The following is an 18,451-nucleotide window of genomic DNA, read 5'->3' as shown; positions in this document are numbered from 1 at the left end:
GGCGCCCCGCCGTGGTGGCGGGACGCCCGGTCTGTCGCGCAGCAGGGCTGTTGTCTCTTAGAAGATGCCCTTGTTCTGGCGGCCCATGTGATCGAAGGTGTGCTCGCGGGAGTCGACGTCCTGGTCGTTGGACGTGGTCTCGTCACCGTCGATGCGGCCGGTCTGGGTGACCGTGATGTAGTTCTTCAGGCGACCCTCCTTGGTCAGGCCGTCGCCGAAGTTCAGGTTGGCCACCAGGGCGGTGTCACCCGAGTTGATCGGGTTGGACAGGGTGACCTCGAAGGAGCGGACACCCTTCTCGGCGTCGAAGCCCAGGTCGCGGGTGTAGGCACCGTTGAACCAGCCCGGGGTGATCAGGCGGTCGACGCCCTCGGGGCCCTCGGCGGTGTGGACGTCGATGCGGAAGCGGGTGGCCATGTTGTCCTGGAAGTAGCGCTTGTCGCCGACGTTCTTGACGCGCAGGGCGACCAGGCCGGCGAAGCCGGCGGACTTGCCGGCGGCCACGGTGAAGTAGGGCTCCAGGTCGTAGTCGGCCTTGGCCTCGTCCTCGGTGGCCTCCTCGTCGGTGGCCTCGTCCTCGGTGGCCTCCTCGTCGGTGGCCTCGTCCTCGTCCAGCACGGTCTCACCGTCGGCGGGCAGGTCGCCCTCCGGGTCGGTGGCGGTCTCCGGCTCGATCTCCGGCTCGGCGTCGGTGCCGTCCTCGACCTCCGGGTCGGCGACGGAGGTGTCGACCTCCGGGTCGACCTCGGTGTCCTCGTCGGTGGCCACGGCGTCGGCGTCGGCCTCGGCGACCTCGTCGGTCAGGGTGTCGTCGATGATGTCCTCGGTCTGGGTGGACTCGTCGACGGCCTCGTCCTCCTCGACCTCGTGGGCGGTGCCCATCCAGGAGTCGGAGGCGTTCTTGTACAGCTTGACCTCGACCTCGTTCTTCATCGGGGCGAAGACGCGCCACGGGGTCGGGGTGGACCAGGTGCCGTTCGGGCGGCAGTACTGCTGGGTGCCGTCCAGGTTGATGGTGCGGAAGCCGTAGGTGGCCTCACCGGTGTGGCCGGCGGGGACGTCGTACGGCCCGATCTGCTGACCGGCATCCCAGGTCAGGGAGTAGGAGAACTCGCCGCCGATCTGCTCGGTGATGGTCTTGGCGATGCCGATGGAGCCCTCAGTGCCGTCCTGGCTGTGGGAGCCGCCGAGGTTGATGGAGGTCTGGTCGGTGCGGTCGCCCTTGATGGACAGGGAGACGGTCTGCGACTTCGACAGGTTCTGGGTCAGCGGGATGTCGTTCTTCGTCTTGTTCGTCGCCGAGATGGTGCCGGCCGGCGAGAAGTTGTCGGTGACCTTGTAGACCACGGTGCGGTAGTCCTCACCGGAGTTGCACACGGGGCGCGGGTTGAGGATGTTGGCCTTGATGTGGTCGGAGCCGTGCGTGGTGTGGACGATCGGCAGGTCCGGGTTCAGGGCGGGGGTCTCGGGGTAGGTCTCGTGGAAGGTGTCGGCACCGGCGGTCGGGGCGATGATGCCCGTGGCCGCGACGGAGGCGGCAGCCAGCCACGTGCAGACGCGACGGGTGAGCTTCATTGAATTTTCTCCTGGTGTGAGAGGTGTTGCGGGGAGAGATACCGGGGGCGGAGCCACGCCGGGAATGAAAATCGAATCCGAGGGAGCTGAACAGCGTCCCACGGGCCGCTGTGAATGGTGACGCCGGGCCCGCCGCCCCGCAACCGCTTTATCGACGAAAGTTTTACCTTCCCGTGCACGTTTCGCCGGCGTAGGTAAGACCATTCCCCCTGATAGTCGCGTCGCTGGCGGAATGAAGATCGTTCATAACCCGTGAAACAAAAACCCTAATCCGGGGGTGCCTGTTTCATCTGCGGCGGTCTTATCCGTTACCTTGCCTGCCCGATCAGGGATGCGTCAACCATCGCCGGGGGTAGCGTACCGTCTCCCGGGAACCTTGTGGGAGAAGATTGAACGATTTCTGTATCGAGTCTGTGAACTGCGGAAACGCCGGTACCCCGGGAGGGTATATGCGCCTTCCGGCCCCGCCGCCCGGGCCGGCGGGGTGGAGTGGGACTATGTAGCCGGGGCTGTACCTCAGATCGCGAAAGTTGGCCAATCGACAATGGCGGGTCGCCCCGCGTGGCCGGGTCGCCGCGCCCGCCTCAGCGCGTTGCTCGCCGTGCCTGCCTCAGCGCGGTCCCCGGCGCCACCGCCGCGGCTCAGGCGAAGGGCTCGACCGGGCTGCCCTCGTCGAGCTGCCCGCGCTCCCGGCGCTCCGGGTCGCACTCACGGATCACGCGGGCCGGCGTGCCGACGGCAATGCAATTTTCCGGGAGGGAACGCGTCACCGTGGATCCCGCACCCACGGTGGTCCCGTCGCCAATCTCCACGCCCGGCAGCACGGTCACCCCCGCGCCGAGCCACACGTCGGCGCCGAGGCGCACCGGCGCCGCACGTTCCCAGCCGCCGCGGCGCATCGCGACGTCGTCAGTCGGGTGCGTGGGCGTGATCAGCTGGCAGTTCGGCCCGATCATGGCGCGGTCGCCGACGGTGACCTCCGCCGAGGAGAGGATCGTGACGCCGAAGTTGATGAAGACCCCGCGGCCCAGGTGGACGTTCTCGCCGAACTCGATGCGCGCGGGCGCGAAGAGCGTGGCCTCGGCGTGCTCGGCGTGGGTGACCTCGCGGATGATCGCGCGGCCGCGCTCGAGGTCGGTGTTGGCCAGCTCATTGAATTCGTGCATGAGCTCGGCGGTGCGGTGCTGTTCGGCGGCGATGTCCCCGCCGTGGGTGAGGTACCAGGCGCCGGAGCGCATCCGGTCCATGGAGGAATAGGCTGGGGCGTCGAATCCGGACATGGCCCCATCGTGCCAGGAGGTGAGTGCCCGTGCCCACGCTTTTCGACGCCGCCGGCCTGCCCCGCCCGCCCCGTGAACTCGCCCCGGGCGCGGTGCACCTGCCGGGCTTTCTCGGCGCGTGGCAGCAGTCGGGGCTGGTCACGCAGGCGCGCGAGATCGCCCGCTCGGTGGCCGGAACGCCGGTGGCCATGGCGCGCCCGCGCACGCGCACCGGGCAGATGAGCGTGCACATCCTCTCGCTCGGGCGGCACTGGGCGACCAATCCGTACCGCTACGTGCGCGAGTTCGAGGGCGTGCCCGTACCGGAGATCCCGGCGAACTACCAGGAGATTGTCGACGCCGTGCTGGTCGTCGCGGGCGAGCGCTCCGCGGCGTTGGCGCCCTGGGCGGGGCGCATGCGCGCCGAGGTCGCGCTGGTCAACTACTACCCGCCGGGCTCGCGGATGGGCCTGCACGTCGACGCCGACGAGGTCGCCGACGCACCCGTGGTCTCGCTGTCGATCGGCGACACCGCGCTCTTCCGGCTCGGGCGCGCCGAGGAACGCACCGGCCCCTTCGTGGACGTGCCGCTGATCAGCGGCGACGCCGTCGTCTTCGGCGGGCCAGCGCGCCGGGCCTACCACGGCATCACGCAGGTCGAGGACGGTACCGCGCCCGCGCACGCGGGACTGAAGGAGGGGCGCATCAACATCACGATCCGGCAGGTGGACTACTAGGGCGTGGGGTGGTGCCGGGGCTGGAAACGGGTGGGCCGCGACTGGGTCGGCGGCGGTCCGGGAGGGGCACAGCCCGGGGTAAGTGTGGCTTGCCCCGGATGTGGGGGCGGGGCGGGATCCGTCTGCGAGGCGCGGGCGGCGCTGCCAGAATGGTCCTATGGCTGACAAAGAGATTGCACAGGACAACCAGAAGGTCGCCGTGGTCACCGGCGGCTCCTCCGGCATCGGCGAGGCGACCGCGCGTGCGCTGGCCGGCGACGGCTGGCACGTGATCGTCGCCGCGCGCCGCGTGGACCGCCTGGAGAAGATCGCCGCGCAGATCGGGGGTGAGGCGGTGCGCCTGGACGTCACCGACGACGACTCGGTCGCCGAGTTCGCCGCCCAGATCGAACGGGTGGACCTGCTGGTCAACAACGCCGGCGGTGCCAAGGGCCTCGACCCGGTCAAGAAGGCCGACCTCGAGGACTGGAAGTGGATGTACGAGACGAACGTGCTCGGCACCCTGCGCGTCACCCTGGCGCTGCGTGACAAGCTCGTCGAGTCTGAAGGGCTGATCGTCAACATGGCCTCGGTCGCCGCGCTCAACCCGTACGCGGGCGGCGCCGGTTACAACGCGGCCAAGTTCGGCCTGCGCGCCATGACGCGCGTGCAGCGCATCGAGGAGGCCACCGAGGGCACGAACATCCGTGTCACCGAGATCGACCCGGGCCGGGTGAAGACGGACTTCTCGCTGGTGCGTTTCAAGGGCGACCAGGACAAGGCCGACGCGGTCTACGAGGGCCACGTCAACCTGGGCCCGGAGGACATCGCCGAGGCCGTGCGCTGGGTGGCCTCGCTGCCGGCGCACGTCAACATCGACCGCGTCCACATCATGCCGCGTGATCAGGTGTAGGGGGTTGGCGGGCCCGGGACGTGGGTTGGCGCGAGCTACGGTCGGCGACGTCAAAGTGACGCTGAACGCTACCGTCCTCGGCGGTTCCATGAGTTTGTGAAGAAGGGCTGCAGCAGATTGCTGCAGCGATCGGAGTCCACGGCCGCGACACCGCATCGTGGGAGGACGAGCCTCAATGAAGGGCTGCAGCAGATTGCTGCAGCGATGTCGGGCGGGTAGTGCAGTGCGCGTTCTACGGTGCGCCTCAATGAAGGGCTGCAGCAGATTGCTGCAGCGATATGTCAGGCACAGGGGGTCCTTTCTGTGGGGTGCCAGCCTCAATGAAGGGCTGCAGCAGATTGCTGCAGCGATGTCCATTGCCGGGACGCCGACAAAGGAATTAAGAACAGCCTCAATGAAGGGCTGCAGCAGATTGCTGCAGCGATCGGATGGACTTGACTAGTGCCACGGAGTGACTATCGCCTCAATGAAGGGCTGCAGCAGATTGCTGCAGCGATCGAGCGCTTCGAGCACTGCGGGCGTTGGCTTCCGCGCCTCAATGAAGGGCTGCAGCAGATTGCTGCAGCGATTCGGCGGCGTCGCAGGCTGCCTCTTCGGCGTCGGGCCTCAATGAAGGGCTGCAGCAGATTGCTGCAGCGATACCGGTCCGTCTCCTCACACAGCAGACTGATCGCGCCTCAATGAAGGGCTGCAGCAGATTGCTGCAGCGATTCGTCCTTGAAGTCGTCCTTGTGGACATTGAGGGCGCCTCAATGAAGGGCTGCAGCAGATTGCTGCAGCGATAGCACGGGATAAAACAGCGCCCTGAGTAGCAGCGTACCAGGTGTTCCGCGAGTGACGGATTCCTCGATGGTCGTAACGAAGCGGTCACCTGAGTCCTCGCCATGGTCCACCTTTGTGAGCTGGGCAGACAGTTCGCGAGCGACACGCGAGATTGTCGGATTAGGTGGGTGCTCGCTGATCGGAATTCACGGCCACCCAATCAGAACACTAATGGGCCGTCCGGCGTCGGTTCTCTCGATTGGCCGAGGAACCTGAATCGGCGCCTGTGCTCTTCAAGATCCGCAACCCTACCGAGATCGCAGAACAACACTGAGTCCTCCTCTCCATCGATAATTCCCCTTATGGCGTCCTCCAGCCGAAGCAGGCGCGCCGGACTGATGTCCACTACGAATACGCTGTACTGAATCCGGTCTCCGTAGCTTCCCAGAGCATCTGCGAGCCGGGTACGTCTCCTGTCATTGGGAACGTCATAGGCGATGAGTGTTCTGCGCGCGTCGTTCCGGCTCAACGTGTCTTCACCGCCACATAGTGCTCCTGCGTTCCGTCAAGGCAACCGAGAACCAAGCGGGCTTGCACCTCGAGCGCACGCCTCCAGGAAACTCTGTATCCGAATGTCGGGTGGGTGAATTCGGTGTTCATCCGGTTCTCAAAGACCCTGATCAGAGCCTTTCTCCCCTCTGGGGTGAGTCGAGGGGTACCGGTGACCTCCGAAAAACTCGATGGAGTAAGCGCACCCCGGTTAATGCAACTGATCACACACGAGTCTGCAATTACTGCGCGAAACTCCTCCATCAAGTCGAGGGCCAGAGCTGGCTTGTTTCGGCTGCTGGAATGCAGAAATCCTGCATGCGGATCCAAGCCGCACGCGATCAGGGCCTTCACCGCCTCAGCCGTCAGCAAGGCGTAGGTGTAATTGAGGGCTGAGTTCAGTGGATCCGTTGCGCCTCTGCCGGAACGTCCAGGCCAGCGTTTGGTAAACCATCCCCGGTGAGTACCGCGCAGCATGGTGGCGAAGTGACCGAAATACAAGGCGGCCGCCGAACCCTCGACACCGAAAATCTCCTGTCGAGAGGTAGAAGCAGCGGCGATCCGTTGCAATTCCCGCATGCTGGCCACGGCGGCAGGTTGAGATGGGTCGGCGTTGCGTCGGAGAAGTGTCGCCTGGCCAGCAATCTTGCCGGCAATGAACTCGCGCGCGAGATCCACCCTCCCGTGAGCAGATGCCACGTGCTGTTGGACGCGTGCGGCACCGTTGGGCCCGTCGCCTGGCTGGTTCCATCCGTAAACTCTGCCGGAACTCGAGCACCACACCACTGTGATCCGCTGCCACATGAGATTGCGTAGCAGTGCACTCGACACATCGACGTTTCCGTGCAGGACCAGCCCGTTGACCCGCTCGAGTGGAACGGTTGCTTGCCTTTCGCCCCGCACGCTGATTAACACCCGTCCCTGTCGTGTACTCAGGCGTGCACCCGGCGTTGCCACGTGCAGGACCTGCCCGTCTGGATCGGCTACCCGGATCCTCCGCCTCACAGTGTGCAACCTGCGCTCGTCCGGTAGGCAGACCCCGGCGTGCGAACAAGCGGTACACCGCGGATCATCCTCCAACGGTTCCGGGGCCTGCACGGAGTTGCAGATCTTTCTGGTTTGCCGCACGTAGCTTAATGCGTTCGCGATCTCCTCGGCACCGATGTCCACTGACACCGACTTGTTGCTGTCCGGGAAATACACCCGGTGTCCGTCAACGCGCTGCCCGTCCTCTGTAAGGCAAAGCCCTTGAAGTGCGAGCTGGACGACCATCGCGTCCGTCACCGTGGGCGTTTTTCTTGTCGGTGTCGCCTTGTACTCTGTGACCTCAACTCCGCCGCCGGTAACGGTGACGACGTCTGTCCGGCCCACCAGACCGTGGGCATCTGAGTGGATGTTCATGCTGCGTAACCCGTCCGGCCGAGACTCCGAGGGAGAATCGACTCGGCGGTGAGCCTGTTTCCCCGCCTGAATCTGGACATGGTCGCTGCGCTCTCCGGCGGCTTCCAACCAGGCGCGGCGCGGACAGAACACGGTGTGAGCCACGAGGCTGATCGGGAGCGGAGGCTCCGGGACACCGACCTCCACTGATGACTCTGGGGCAGTCACAGCACGTGGACCTTTCCGGACTGAACCTGACGTTCAGGAGCGTTGCCGCTGCCCGTCTTAAGGATCGGGAACACGATCACTGCCGGTACACGCCGTTGCCGGAGCCATGCGCGCGCCGCCGCGACCAACGCGGGGTCCGTACGATCCGCGTCCGCTGACTCACCGGGGGCATCCCGGGGAGGCCTGACCAGATCGCGGTGCACCAGGTCCATCTGCGCGGAGACGAGGATCGCGCGCAGCCGTGCCGGAGTGACCTCGCCAACGAGGGCGGGCAGGGCCATGTTCCGAGGATGGGTGACCTCGTTGGGCCAGACGCCGGGGGTCGCATTGACAGGAGTACCCCACCTGCCGGCGGTACCGCGGTGCCCGAGGGGGAACTGCGCGATTCCGCGCAGCGCGCAGTAGACCATGGCGTTATCCGCCGGCCCGGGGGTGGTCAAGCCCGACGAGCTGCGTGAGGTGTCCCTGTCCTTGCCTAGCGGATCCCGCAGTTTTTCCCCCGTGAGACCTTGGATGATGTGCTCAGTAGGCCAATCCGCAACCTCGTGGCATAGCGGGCGGTAACGGTGGGAGATGAACTCCTCACCGCGGTTGCGCGTCTTCATCTCCCATCGGGACGCACCCCGGTCAGGTTCCAGGTTCTGCTGTCCCATGTGCCAGTGTGAGGGCTCACCGAGTGCGTCGATCAACCGCAGTGTCGATGCGGCATTGACGACGTCGAGCTCGTCCAGCGCTGCGTGGCGCGTGCGCTGGAGCCTTCGCCATCCGGGGCGGTCAGTCACCGAAGGGGTCTTGACGCGGGGTGAGAATGCGGCTACTGGCACGCGTCCGCCGGTGTCGACGTCCGCGTTGACCCAGGTGGCGTCCCGGTCACGACGTGCGATTGTGAGAACCGCCGTCGCGATCTCCTCTGCGTCAAGTGAGCTCAGCACGCGACCTCGGGGTTGTCCTTCGTCGGTCCAGCCGAGCCGTGCCTGTCCGCCGGCCTGCTCGATGATGTCGGCGAGACCGTACAGGGCGAAGTGGGTCAGGGCAGAGCGCACGGAACCACCCATAAAAAACGCTTTCATTATCGTCCCTCCCGGGAAATCTGGTTATCGGCGGCGCGGAGCAGCTCCTCGAGGTATGCGGTGGCGTAGACGCCGGTGGACCGTTCGGTGTCCTCGACCAACCGGTCCCACTCGCCGGCGGTGAACAGCTCGGTCGCTACCGCTGAGGCGGGGTTCGACGCCTCGATGAGTTCGCCGCCAACATGCGGGAAGCCTCGGCGACCGTGGCCGTGGCTGGTGCCGACTAGCCTCAGGACGAGCCGGTCGACCTGGCCGCCTGAACCGCTGGCCTCGGCGGCGAAAAGCGCCGCGGAGAGCTGCTCGTGACGCCAGCCGGTGGGCAGCCCGGAGACGGATCTCCGTGCAGCACGGGCTCGGGGGCCGTGACTCTTGGCGAGTGGCACCGGCGCATCCTCCTCCGCGTCGTCGCCTCGGCCGGTCGCACCGCTGTTACCAAGCAGCCGCTGGAAACGGGCGTCGACCTTGCCGTCATCGTGGTGGAGCCCGGCCAGACTCACCCTTCGGGCGTAATCGGAGATCAAGCCGACGGCCGCGGCAATTTCTTCGGCACGTCCGGCGACGTCCGAGTTGTGAGCGGCCAAGGTCACCGGCTCAGACGACGGCGTCCACCGCTGGTACACCGGAGAGTCGAAGGACTCGGGCTTCTGCACCACGGCGGCCCAGGGCAGCTGACGGATCGTCTCATCATGGGGCGGAAGAACCACTGTGCCCTCCATGCCGTGCTCGGCGAGGAGCCGGGTGGCTTCCTCGGAACTGAGCCCCACGAAGGCGCGGAGCAGGCTTCGCACCGGAACGTCGAGCTCAGCAGGCTCGGGTACCGCATCCGTGTCGACGAGTACCCGGCCGCCGATGTCCGGAACAGGAACGGGGGAAGTGCGGTCTTGCGGATTGTCGACCACGATTCCACGGGTGGTGAACCTGTGCCCGCGGTCCAGCACCACGGTGTCACCCGGACGCAAGGCGGGGGGATGCGCGGCGTCGGCAAGCGTCACGGTGTCCTCGCGCACAATGAAGGCGCGCGGCGGGGCTGTCGGCGCGTGACCGGTATTTCGTGGGGTGATGATTCCGGCGAGAATCCTGCGGGCCACCGAAATGTTGGCGGGGAAAGCCTCGTCCTCCAGTGGAGGGAGTGCCCGCAAGATCTGGAGAGCACCGGTCGAATCCTCGCGTGGCAGCAGGTCGCGGACCACGATGCCGACCTGCGCGATGTCAGCCGTGAGATCATCGCGCAGCCAGATCTCGAGGTCGTCGTCGGCGAAGAGTGCATCGCCGGTGCGTGCCCAGCGGAAGAGATCCGCGTGCTCGGGGCGCTGGAAGAGAAGCCGACGGGGGGTAGCCGGTGGTTGTGGGACCGAAGCGAGCGCCTCGGGGCTGACACCGGCGCCGAGGTCGCGGAGCTCGTGCAACCAGCGGAGACCTGCACTCAGGTCCTCGCGGACGTAGGGCAGGTCCACCTTCTTGGGCAGCTTTTCGGGGACGATGACACGCACGGGTGAGGACTCGCGCATCCCGAGTCTGTTGACGCGGCCGAAGCGCTGCGCGAGCGAATCGGCGGGCGCCAGTTCGGTGACCAGTCCGGCGAGATCGATGTCCACGCCGACCTCGAGGGTCTGGGTGGCCACCAGCACATCAACAGTGGCGTCACCGCGAAGGGTGAACAGGTCATGGTGCTTGCCGTTCCGTAGCTGTCGGAGGTCCCAGGGGCGCATCCGGCCGACGAGGACCTGCACGTTGAGTGACTTGTCCAGCTTCGACAGCTGAGCGGCCACAGCCACGGCGGTGTCGACGTGGTTGACGATGCAGCCGACCGTGTGTGGCCGGAGCTCTTGTGCCTCCGCGCTGTTTGCCGAGGTTCCGTCCGGATCCGTACCGGGTATCACCCTCGCGCGCACGCGCACGATCTCCTCGGCGAAAGCCCTGGCCAACGCGACGGTGGCCTTCTTGCCGTTCCATCGTGAATCGGTGACGAGCTCGAGGGGTTTTGCGGCGCGGACGCGTCGACTGAGCACCTCGTCGGCGCCGTCGACGAGGTCTTCGGCGGAGACCCCGACACGACGGGCGGAGACCCCGGAAGGCGTGGCGGTGGACTCGACGACCTGGAGTGCCGGTACCCCGAGGTCGGTTTCCCGGTGGACCAGCTCGGCGATGCGCCTCGCGGAGAGTAACAGCTGCCGGTTGAGGTGAGACTCGTCGAGGACGAGCACCGAGTCATACCCGATGACCGCCGCCTCGCGTGGCCGGGACAATCGGGTGGCGCCGTAGGCTCGGAAAAGCATCCGCGAGCCGAACATGTCCGGCGTCGCAGCCACGACCGCGCAAGCACTCGGGTCCAGGAGCGTCGGGTTCTCCGGTCGGGTCGCGCCACGGATGTGGCCGACCAACAAGGGGGCCTGCGCATCCGAGTCGTCGAGATCCGTCGCGCGTTGGGTGCGCAGGCCTCTGAGCAGGGCAGCGACCCGAGTGACGACGTCGCTGGAAGGTCCGGGGTGGGCGTCTTCGGAGAGCGCCTCGTCGAGCAGCTTTGCGCATCGGGTGGCACGGTCGTGTTGGTTGTCCACCAGCGCACGCCGGTTGACCACGGCGAACAGGCGGCGCGGAACGCGGGGTGCGGCGCCGGCGGCGGCCAGCGCGTTGGCGAATACGTGGACCTCGACGACGGCGGACTTACCGGAGCCGGTGGGCGCGACAATCTGGTCGGGCCATTCGCCCCCGGTCAGAATCTCGTCGAGCAGGCGCTCCTGCCAGCGGAACGGAGCGTGGCCGTCATTGAGCGCCGCGAAGAAGTCGCCGAATTCGCCATGCCACAGAGACAAATTGGTGGAGTCAGTCATTGTCATCTCCCATCAGCGTCGGGTAGAGGCCCTCGGGTATGTCGACGGGCGTCAGCAGGCCCCCGCCCAGGTGCCGTGACTGTCCGATCGCGGTGATCGCGGTGTCCAGGGCGAGGTCACCCAGGTCCACCAGCCCGCTCCACATCCGCGGTACCATCCGGGGCGAGGCCTTGTGCACGAAACTGTTGGAGTCTCCAGGAACGAGGCGCGTGGCGCCGACCTTCACCCCGCGCGCCGATGCCGCGGCGTGCAGCTCGATGAGCCTTCGGTCACCGCGTGCGGTGGTGGGGAACTCGTCGCGCCACACGTGGGCCACCGAGACCACTCCGGCCTCCCGCAGGCCCCACTGCTTGCCGCCGGTGGCGGTGGCCCTAGGGCTGCGGTGCTCGGTGACGGCGACGGGAAGAGGCGACCACAGCCGGCGGTGGCCGTCTGGGGCCGGACCCCAGAACCTGTCTCCCGGGGCGCTGACGCCCTGGAAACGCAGCGTGCGCCGACCGTGACGGCAGTAGAGGCTGCGGATGTTCGCCAGGCCGCCGGCGAGTGCGGCGAGATCCTCATCGGCTGCATCCGTCGGCACAAGCAAGGCCAGGCCGTGGCCGTCAATTCCGTGGTGGCAGGCCATGCCTGCGGGGATGTACTGGATGGCCAGTTGGTTGGCTGGACGCGGTTGTCCCTTCGGGTAAGCGCCTGTGACCATGGCCGGAACCGGTCCGTCGATGGCGGCGATGAGCGCACGGTGGAAGGCCACCGCCCAGTCCATCCGCTCCTCCGGCGCGAGTGCGGGGCCCCCGAGCTCGAGAAGCAGGACGCGAGACCACGGTGTCTCGGGCTTAGGCGGCTCCGGGCTGCGGTAACGCAGTGAGGTCAGCCCGTCGCCGGGGACGGGGGCGGGGCGGGTCACCTCGCTCTTCGTCGCTTTCTGGACAGGGTTTTTGCCGGGATTCGCCGCACGGTGGGCCGCGGTGAGGCCGGCGGTCCGGCCCGGCCCGGGAGCACGGACAGGATGCCCGCCCGGAGCGAACATGGATGACTCGCGGTCGAGGACGAGATTCGGTTCGAAGTCCTCGTGGCTCAGGACGACGGCGCTCTCGGTCTCTCCGAGGACGGCGACGTCCGCGCACAGCAGGCGGATGGTCTCGGCGACCGCTACCGGGGCCTCCGACCAGCGGTATCCGATCGGACCGTTGAGGCTCACGCCGTCGGACACCCGTCGGTGGTTGGTTGACTTCTTGGGGTTGACCAGGCCTTCCTTGCGGAAGATGATGCGGGAGGAGTCGGCGGACTGAGGTCGGCGCTCGGGGAGGAAAAGGCCCTCCGGCGGGTGTTCCTCGAGCCAGCGCAGGGCCTCGAGGGACTCGGGACTCGGGCCCAGCCCGGCAGGGTCTTCGACAGCGGAGCAGCCGGTGGCCGCGGCGTTGAGGAGTGCGGCGTGCAGGCGTGCCGGGTCGGGGAAGGGGTCCGGCGAGCCGTCGCTACGGTGCCCGACGTACACCCCGAGGGGGAACCGGGCGGTGATGGCGAGCGGGGTCATCGGTCAGGCCTCTTCCTCAGACTCGTCGACGGCGCCCCGCAGGACCGCAGGATTGCCGATGAACTCGAGAGTCTGCCCCTGCCACCGGATGCCGGCCTTGGCCTCGGCCTCGTCCATGGCACGTTCGAGAAGGGCGTCGGCGGTGTCGACGGTGATCGGGTCGATCGGCTGAGACTTGCCGAAGCGCAGGTCCAGCTTGGTCTCGGGTTCGGAAAGCTCGACGAGATCGCAGTTCGCCCGCAGGTAGAGCTCCTCCTCGGCTCGGGCGACGACTGCCAGGTCGAGTGCGGCGAGCAGGGTGCGGCAGGCGGCGTCACCCTCGGCTCCCGCGCCGAAGCGCAGCTGGCGCAGGGAGGCGAAGGAGAGGACCCAAGAGCGGATGATCCGGGAGCAGGCGACCCCGCCCAGGGCATCGAGGCTCGGCGGGATGCCGCCAAGGCCCAGTGACGAGGCGGAGACGGGCTCCTTCTTGGCCTTGTTGATCTCGGAGCGCAGGGACGCGACGGTTTTGGCACTGAGGTCGTGCTCCTGATCGGCGAGGATGCGTTCCATGCTGGCTCCGTCCAGCTGGACGCTCATGGCCACCGGGTCGACGCGGGCACCGCCGCGCAGTGAGTAGCGGTCACGCCCCTCGGCCTCCTGGTCGGCGAGAACGCCGATGATCTCGCCGGTGACCGAGCTGCGGATGCGCACCTGGTCTTTTGCGCGGGTGGCGTCCCACGCACCCAGGGCGAGGCTGATCGGGGAGGTCTCGAGCAGCGCACGGGAATCGGCGGGGGTGCAGTTGCGCAGCGCCTGGAACACATTGGTCTGGGTGGCGGGCCGGCCCTCCAGGGTGGCGGCACGGAAGTGGCCGTCGAAGGCGCGGTGCGGAAGCTCCATGCAGAGGAAGTCGCGGTCCTCGTACTGAACACGCATGCGGGGGATACGGGAGGCGACCGGTTCGGCGTCGCGAATCGACTGGGCCAGTGCCGCCTCGCCGCGGTTGCTGGAGGACTGCTTGCCGTCAATGAGGGCCACGGTCTGTGCCTGGCCGTCGATGTAGCGGGTCTCGAAGGCGAATGTGGGGTTGGAGTGGCTGACGAACTTCGCCGGCGCGATCGAAGCGTGCGCCCCGGCGGCGGCGCCCAGTTCGGTGGTGGAGGTGAGGACGCTGGATCCTCCGCGGCGGCAGGCGCTCAGCAGGTTCTCGTAGGTCTGTGCTTCGGACATGACGATCCTTTCGGGTCGAACAGGAGTGTGGATGAGGAAGGGATTCCGTCCCGGGCTTGTGGTCCCATGGGCGGTGCAACGGACGATGCAGCACCAAACATACACGAAAGTCGCGACAAATAAGATAAACTAACTTGTAGTGCTTTTAAGGTGTGGTCGACGTCATGCCCGACGCAGGATGTAACCTGACCATCATGACATTCGGTTCCATCCTCACCCTGCTGGGGGTCTGGGTCGCGGCCATCATCAGTCCCGGCCCCGACGTCGTGCAGATCACGCGCCAGGGCGCGCGCTCCAAGCGCGCCGGCGTGTGGGCCGCCCTCGGAGTGATGACGGGCAACACCGGCTGGATCCTGGCCAGCCTCCTGGGCCTGTCCGCCCTGCTCACCGCGCGCCCGGCGCTGCTGGCCTGGCTGCAGCTGATCGGCGGGGCCTACCTGGCCTACCTGGGCGTCAGTTCCATCCGTGGCGGCTTGGCCACCCGCTGCCAGTCCGCCCGCGCCGTGCACGCCGACGTGCCCTCCGGCTCGCGCGAATCCGTCACGCCCGGGCCGGTGCCGAAGCGCACCGACGCCGACTCGACCGCCGGGCAGGCCTGGCGCGCCGGTTTCACCACCAACCTGGCCAACCCGAAGGCCGTCCTCTTCTTCGGCGCCGTCTTCGCGCAGTTCATCGAGCCCGGCATGGGTTGGGGGATCACGGCGTTCATCGCGGCGCTGCTCATCGCGGTCGGCCTGGTCTGGTTCGTCAGCTTCGCCCTGGCCGTGCGCGCGTTCTCGGCGCGCATCGCGGAGAACTCCGCGGTCATCGACATCGTCACCGGAGCGATCTTCTGCCTGCTGGCCGCGGTGATGGTCGTCGAGGGGGTTCTCGGACTGCTCGGCGGCTAGTGCTCGACGGCCAAGAGATTAAGGAGGCGGCGCAGCGATGTACTGGCTCCGAGGGACTCCAGCTAAACGAACTTCCCTCAATGAAGGGCTGCGCCGCCCCGCGCCCGAATCCTACCCGCCCTGCCAATCCTGCCCGCCCCACCGTCCACCCGGCCGCCCGTCCCGCCCGCCCGTTAGACTCGTGCGCATGCAGGACGTTGAGGTTCCCGTCTCCGGCGGGTCGATCAAACTGGGGCAGTTCATCAAGCTCGCGGGTCTGGTGGCCACGGGCGGGGAGGCCAAGGCCGTCATCTCCGAGGGCCTGGTCACCGTCAACGGCGAGACCGACACGCGCCGCGGGCGCCACCTCGCCATCGGCGACCGGGTCTGCGTGGCCGAGGCCTGCGCCGTGGTCGCCGAGGACGACGGCGAGGACGACTACTTCGACGAGGCCACCGCAGACGACGACTTCGACCCCGAGAAGTGGAGGAACATGTAGATGCCCGCGTTCAACGCCCAGGGCGGCATGCCCTACTGGATCGACCTGAACACCCCCGAGCCCGAGGCCGCGGCCCGCTTCTACACCGGGCTTTTGGACTGGCAGGTCAACGAGGAGGTCGAGGGCTCCGGCTACCTCGTCGCCCGTGTGCAGGGCCTGCCGGTGGCCGGCCTGATCCCCGCCACCGGCGGCGCGACGACGTGGGTGACCTACTTCCTCGCCGACGACCTCGAGGCGCAGCTGGACCGCATCGGCGAGCTCGGCGGCAAGGTCCTCGCCGGTCCCACCGACGCCCAGATCGGGCGCATGGGTGTCGCCGCCGACCCGAACGGCGCGCTCTTCGGCCTGGTCGAACCGCGCGGCGAGGACGCCTTCGTCGCCGGCGGCGAGCCCGGCTGCGCCGTCTGGCACGAGCTGACCTGCACCTCCGGCTTCGACGAGGCGCTGGACTTCTACACCGGCCTCTTCGGCTGGCAGTCCGCCACCGTCGGCGGCGAGGGCACGGACCTGCCGCGCTACGGCACGCTGCTCGCCGACTCCGCCCCCTTCGCCGGGCTGCGCGACGCCGCCGGCCACTTCCCCGAGGGCGTGCACGGCTTCTGGCAGACCTTCCTGGGCGTCCTCGACGTCGACAAGGCCGCCGCGCGCGTGCCCGAGCTCGGCGGCGAGGTCATCCAGGGCCCCTTCGACGCCGAGTTCGGCCGCCTGCTCATCATCGCCGACCCCACCGGCGCGACGGTGACGCTCTGCGAGGTCGAGGAGTACGAGGAGCTCGACATCCAGGAGGGCAACGACGTCTTCGAGGCCCTGCGCGCGCAGGGCCTGGGCTAGTTTGCTTGACGACGCCGCGCCCGACTCGCCGTTGGCGTTGGACGACGTCACCGACGCCGTCCTCGCAGTAGTCGACAAGATCCCGGCAGGCCGGGTGGCCAGCTACGGCGCGGTCGGTGCGGCCGCCGGCACCACCGCGCGCCGGGCGGGCCGCGCGATGCGCACCCACGGCCACCTGACCGCCTGGTGGCGGGTGGTGCGCGCGGACGGCACCTCGCCGGTGGGGGAGCGGGCACGTGTCCACTGGGACGAGGAGGGCATCCCGTACACGGTGACCCGCACCCGCGAGGGCGCGCGTTACCGCGTGGATATGCGTTCCGCGGGTCTGCGACCGGGAGAAATTTAGCCTCGACATCAACATGTTCCGTCAGCTAAGTTAGGCATTGACGCCACCTGTTACGACAGGATCGGAAGGGAACCCCGGGATGCCAGCCGGACGACTGGACCCGGGGTTGCCGCATTTTAATGTGCAGGTTTAGAGCCTTACGAAGTCGTGATGTCTAGCACACGGTGTCCCGGACCTGATCCCAGAACCTGGGTTCGCCGAGTTGCGCCGCATTCAGCGCCCCCAAGACGGCATCGGGGATCCATAGCAAAGGTTCGTCTTTGCCGCGTAGGTGGGAGAGCCGCAGATTCTTCGCTTGATTGCGTGCCTGGAGGGCAACGATGTGGCGAATATCTTTCGCGTCCTGTGCCTGCTGACGACATTCGAGGGAGGCATCTTGGACATCCATCGACGCAAGCTCGTAGTAGAGCCGTTCGAGACACTTCCGGCGAGATCTCTCCTCTTTGGCAGGGACTTCGCTCCAATGAGTCACGATGGTGAGCATCGACCCGGTAGCGGCGACCTGTCGTGAAATCTGATCGCGGCGGGGAGGACTCTCGTCTCTCCAATGAAGTTTGCTTTGGCCCGGCAGGAGAAGAGGACGAAGGACATCACGTGCTGCTTCGAGTTCAGTTGTAGCTAGGAGAGCCGCTCCGATTCGGTACGCCTGTCGACCAGAAGGCATCTGAATGATCGACTCATCTGCGAACGCGACGTAACCGGAGCTCATAGGCGGCATCGTAATGGGGGCCGCGACGAGGCGACGCGGTTGACGTGCGCGGCGACCTCGCGGGTCTAGACTGAGTTTCCATGAGGAACACCCAGCGCACAGCCAGTTCCGCCGCAGCTCTCCTGCTCGCCGTGGGCGTCGCCGTCTCCGCTCAGCCTGTCGCCTCGGCCCTGCCGCTCGGGGCGACCCCGCCGCGCACCCAGGCCTCGGTCCAGGTGCAGAACGGCCCGCGCCTGGCCACCCCGAACGCCGACGAGCCGCGCCCGGCGCTCTCGCTGTCGAAGCTGTACCTCGGCCACTGGGTCCTCCACCACGGCGCGCCGGGCGACGCCGCCCGCGTCGAGCAGATGATCCGCTTCTCCGACGACCGCATCGCCAGCGAACTCGACGCGCGCTACCCGCAGGCCATCGACGAGACGGCCGGCTGGTTCGGGCTGCCCAACACCCACCGCAACGGTTTCTGGGGCAACTCGGTGACCTCGGCCAATGACCTGACGCGCTTCCTCGACGCCACCCGCAACGACCCGGTCGCCGCCCCGATGTTCCGCGGCATGGAGACCGCCGCACCGGTGGCCGCCGACGGGTACCGCCAGGACTACGGCACCGCGACAGTGCCCGGCGTGACCGGCACCAAGTTCGGCTGGTCGGACGACCGCCGCAGCGTGCACGCGACCGCCTCGATCGCCCCGGGCGTGGTGCTCGCGGCCAACACCTACGGCACCCGCGAGGCCCACACCGCAGACGTGCACGCCGCGCTGCCCGCGGGCCTGCCGCAGCTGCCCGGCGCCCCGTCCGGCCAGCTGTCGATCGACCTGGGCTCCTCGGCGATCCCCGCGGTCAGCGGCGCCGAGCTCAAGGCGCGTCTGGCCTGCCACGACCCGTACAACCTGCGCGCCGGCATCGACGACGCCTGGCTGATCCCGGTCCAGATCGCCGACGCGATCCCGGCCTGCTGATCAGGCGGCGGGAGTCCGGCCGCGATCGCCGGAGTGAGAAAGTCTCACTGAGCAAGTCAGAGTGAAACCACAGTGAGAGTCTCATTGTGGTTGCCAGAGTGCAAACAGAGTGTGAAAGTTTCACACTCTGGGGTGGATGACGGTGATTTATCCGGGAGTCTCGTCTGGAGGCCGCGAAGCCGGATAGCCTCCTTGTGCAGGTGTTTTCTCGG

16 protein-coding genes and 1 CRISPR repeat array are annotated in these 18,451 nt (G+C 67.4%); of the genes, 7 read left to right on the top strand and 9 right to left on the bottom strand.

Annotation, left to right across the window (positions count from 1 at the left end; genetic code table 11):
• Positions 1-57: 57 nt before the first annotated feature.
• On the bottom strand, positions 58-1,575 hold the full coding sequence (locus QP119_RS04580; protein ID WP_284773955.1) for a hypothetical protein: 1,518 nt from the start codon (positions 1,573-1,575) through the stop codon (positions 58-60).
• 641 nt (positions 1,576-2,216) lie between these two features.
• On the bottom strand, positions 2,217-2,855 hold the full coding sequence (locus QP119_RS04575) for a sugar O-acetyltransferase (protein WP_284773953.1): 639 nt from the start codon (positions 2,853-2,855) through the stop codon (positions 2,217-2,219).
• Positions 2,856-2,884: 29 nt separating this feature from the next.
• Between QP119_RS04575 and QP119_RS04570 the strand changes: the two genes are divergently transcribed.
• Together QP119_RS04570 and QP119_RS04565 are read left to right on the top strand one after the other, a co-directional pair.
• On the top strand, positions 2,885-3,571 hold the full coding sequence (locus QP119_RS04570; protein WP_284773951.1) for an alpha-ketoglutarate-dependent dioxygenase AlkB: 687 nt from the start codon (positions 2,885-2,887) through the stop codon (positions 3,569-3,571).
• 157 nt (positions 3,572-3,728) lie between these two features.
• Positions 3,729-4,463: an SDR family NAD(P)-dependent oxidoreductase gene (locus tag QP119_RS04565; protein WP_284773949.1), complete on the top strand. Its 735-nt coding sequence runs from the start codon at positions 3,729-3,731 to the stop codon at positions 4,461-4,463.
• Between the two features lie 93 nt (positions 4,464-4,556).
• Positions 4,557-5,246: a CRISPR direct-repeat array (repeat unit 37 nt; unit sequence GCCTCAATGAAGGGCTGCAGCAGATTGCTGCAGCGAT).
• 199 nt (positions 5,247-5,445) lie between these two features.
• Here QP119_RS04565 and cas2 read toward each other — a convergent pair.
• The 6 genes from cas2 to cas7g are packed head-to-tail and all read right to left on the bottom strand — an operon-like array spanning position 5,446 to position 14,029.
• Complete coding sequence (cas2, locus tag QP119_RS04560; RefSeq protein ID WP_284773948.1) at positions 5,446-5,754, bottom strand: CRISPR-associated endonuclease Cas2; 309 nt, start codon at positions 5,752-5,754, stop codon at positions 5,446-5,448.
• The gene (cas1, locus tag QP119_RS04555; RefSeq protein ID WP_284773947.1) at positions 5,751-7,319 is read right to left on the bottom strand and encodes a CRISPR-associated endonuclease Cas1; all 1,569 of its coding nucleotides are present in this window, start codon (positions 7,317-7,319) and stop codon (positions 5,751-5,753) included. Before cas1 ends, cas2 begins: the two co-directional genes overlap by 4 nt.
• A 59-nt stretch (positions 7,320-7,378) precedes the next feature.
• Positions 7,379-8,425, bottom strand: a complete 1,047-nt coding sequence (locus QP119_RS04550) for a hypothetical protein (RefSeq protein ID WP_284773946.1) — start codon at positions 8,423-8,425, stop codon at positions 7,379-7,381.
• A 26-nt stretch (positions 8,426-8,451) separates the two neighbouring features.
• A complete protein-coding gene (gene cas3g, locus QP119_RS04545; RefSeq protein WP_284773944.1) occupies positions 8,452-11,283 on the bottom strand; it encodes a type I-G CRISPR-associated helicase/endonuclease Cas3g in 2,832 nt (943 codons plus the stop codon).
• A complete protein-coding gene (gene csb2, locus QP119_RS04540) occupies positions 11,276-12,817 on the bottom strand; it encodes a type I-G CRISPR-associated protein Csb2 (protein WP_284773943.1) in 1,542 nt (513 codons plus the stop codon). The genes cas3g and csb2 overlap by 8 nt, the downstream gene beginning before the upstream one ends.
• A gap of 3 nt (positions 12,818-12,820) precedes the next feature.
• The gene (gene cas7g / locus QP119_RS04535; protein ID WP_284773942.1) at positions 12,821-14,029 is read right to left on the bottom strand and encodes a type I-G CRISPR-associated RAMP protein Csb1/Cas7g; all 1,209 of its coding nucleotides are present in this window, start codon (positions 14,027-14,029) and stop codon (positions 12,821-12,823) included.
• A gap of 194 nt (positions 14,030-14,223) precedes the next feature.
• Here cas7g and QP119_RS04530 point away from each other — a divergent pair, with 194 nt between their 5' ends.
• The 4 genes from QP119_RS04530 (at position 14,224) to QP119_RS04515 (ending at position 16,574) form a co-directional block, all read left to right on the top strand.
• Complete coding sequence (locus QP119_RS04530; RefSeq protein ID WP_284773941.1) at positions 14,224-14,919, top strand: LysE family translocator; 696 nt, start codon at positions 14,224-14,226, stop codon at positions 14,917-14,919.
• 187 nt (positions 14,920-15,106) lie between these two features.
• On the top strand, positions 15,107-15,397 hold the full coding sequence (locus QP119_RS04525) for an RNA-binding S4 domain-containing protein (protein ID WP_075663028.1): 291 nt from the start codon (positions 15,107-15,109) through the stop codon (positions 15,395-15,397).
• Entirely contained in the window at positions 15,398-16,228 is an 831-nt protein-coding gene (locus QP119_RS04520; protein ID WP_284773938.1) for a VOC family protein, read from the top strand.
• 1 nt (position 16,229) lies between these two features.
• Positions 16,230-16,574, top strand: a complete 345-nt coding sequence (locus QP119_RS04515) for an MGMT family protein (RefSeq protein WP_284773936.1) — start codon at positions 16,230-16,232, stop codon at positions 16,572-16,574.
• 154 nt (positions 16,575-16,728) lie between these two features.
• Here the strand turns inward: QP119_RS04515 and QP119_RS04510 are convergent, their stop codons facing one another.
• Positions 16,729-17,283: a hypothetical protein gene (locus QP119_RS04510; protein ID WP_284773934.1), complete on the bottom strand. Its 555-nt coding sequence runs from the start codon at positions 17,281-17,283 to the stop codon at positions 16,729-16,731.
• An 80-nt stretch (positions 17,284-17,363) separates the two neighbouring features.
• On the opposite strand from QP119_RS04510, the gene QP119_RS04505 reads away from it, so the two are divergent.
• Positions 17,364-18,239, top strand: a complete 876-nt coding sequence (locus QP119_RS04505) for a hypothetical protein (protein WP_284773933.1) — start codon at positions 17,364-17,366, stop codon at positions 18,237-18,239.
• The last annotated feature ends 212 nt before the right edge of the window (positions 18,240-18,451 follow it).

It is taken from the genome of Corynebacterium frankenforstense (assembly GCF_030211955.1).
In the GTDB taxonomy this organism is placed as follows: Bacteria; Actinomycetota; Actinomycetes; order Mycobacteriales; family Mycobacteriaceae; genus Corynebacterium; species Corynebacterium frankenforstense_A.
The sequence above is the reverse complement of the archived record's forward strand: the minus strand, read 5'-3'. Positions and strand labels throughout refer to the sequence as shown.

Excerpts from the sequence above, each read along its gene's own strand:
- QP119_RS04575 (WP_284773953.1), bottom strand. The coding sequence starts at position 2,855 with ATGTCCGGATTCGACGCCCCAGCCTATTCCTCCATGGACCGGATGCGC.
- QP119_RS04530 (WP_284773941.1), top strand. The coding sequence starts at position 14,224 with ATGACATTCGGTTCCATCCTCACCCTGCTGGGGGTCTGGGTCGCGGCC.
- cas7g (WP_284773942.1), bottom strand. The coding sequence starts at position 14,029 with ATGTCCGAAGCACAGACCTACGAGAACCTGCTGAGCGCCTGCCGCCGC.
- QP119_RS04580 (WP_284773955.1), bottom strand. The coding sequence starts at position 1,575 with ATGAAGCTCACCCGTCGCGTCTGCACGTGGCTGGCTGCCGCCTCCGTC.
- QP119_RS04510 (WP_284773934.1), bottom strand. The coding sequence starts at position 17,283 with ATGAGCTCCGGTTACGTCGCGTTCGCAGATGAGTCGATCATTCAGATG.
- cas3g (WP_284773944.1), bottom strand. The coding sequence starts at position 11,283 with ATGACTGACTCCACCAATTTGTCTCTGTGGCATGGCGAATTCGGCGAC.
- QP119_RS04525 (WP_075663028.1), top strand. The coding sequence starts at position 15,107 with ATGCAGGACGTTGAGGTTCCCGTCTCCGGCGGGTCGATCAAACTGGGG.
- QP119_RS04520 (WP_284773938.1), top strand. The coding sequence starts at position 15,398 with ATGCCCGCGTTCAACGCCCAGGGCGGCATGCCCTACTGGATCGACCTG.
- QP119_RS04505 (WP_284773933.1), top strand. The coding sequence starts at position 17,364 with ATGAGGAACACCCAGCGCACAGCCAGTTCCGCCGCAGCTCTCCTGCTC.
- QP119_RS04565 (WP_284773949.1), top strand. The coding sequence starts at position 3,729 with ATGGCTGACAAAGAGATTGCACAGGACAACCAGAAGGTCGCCGTGGTC.
- csb2 (WP_284773943.1), bottom strand. The coding sequence starts at position 12,817 with ATGACCCCGCTCGCCATCACCGCCCGGTTCCCCCTCGGGGTGTACGTC.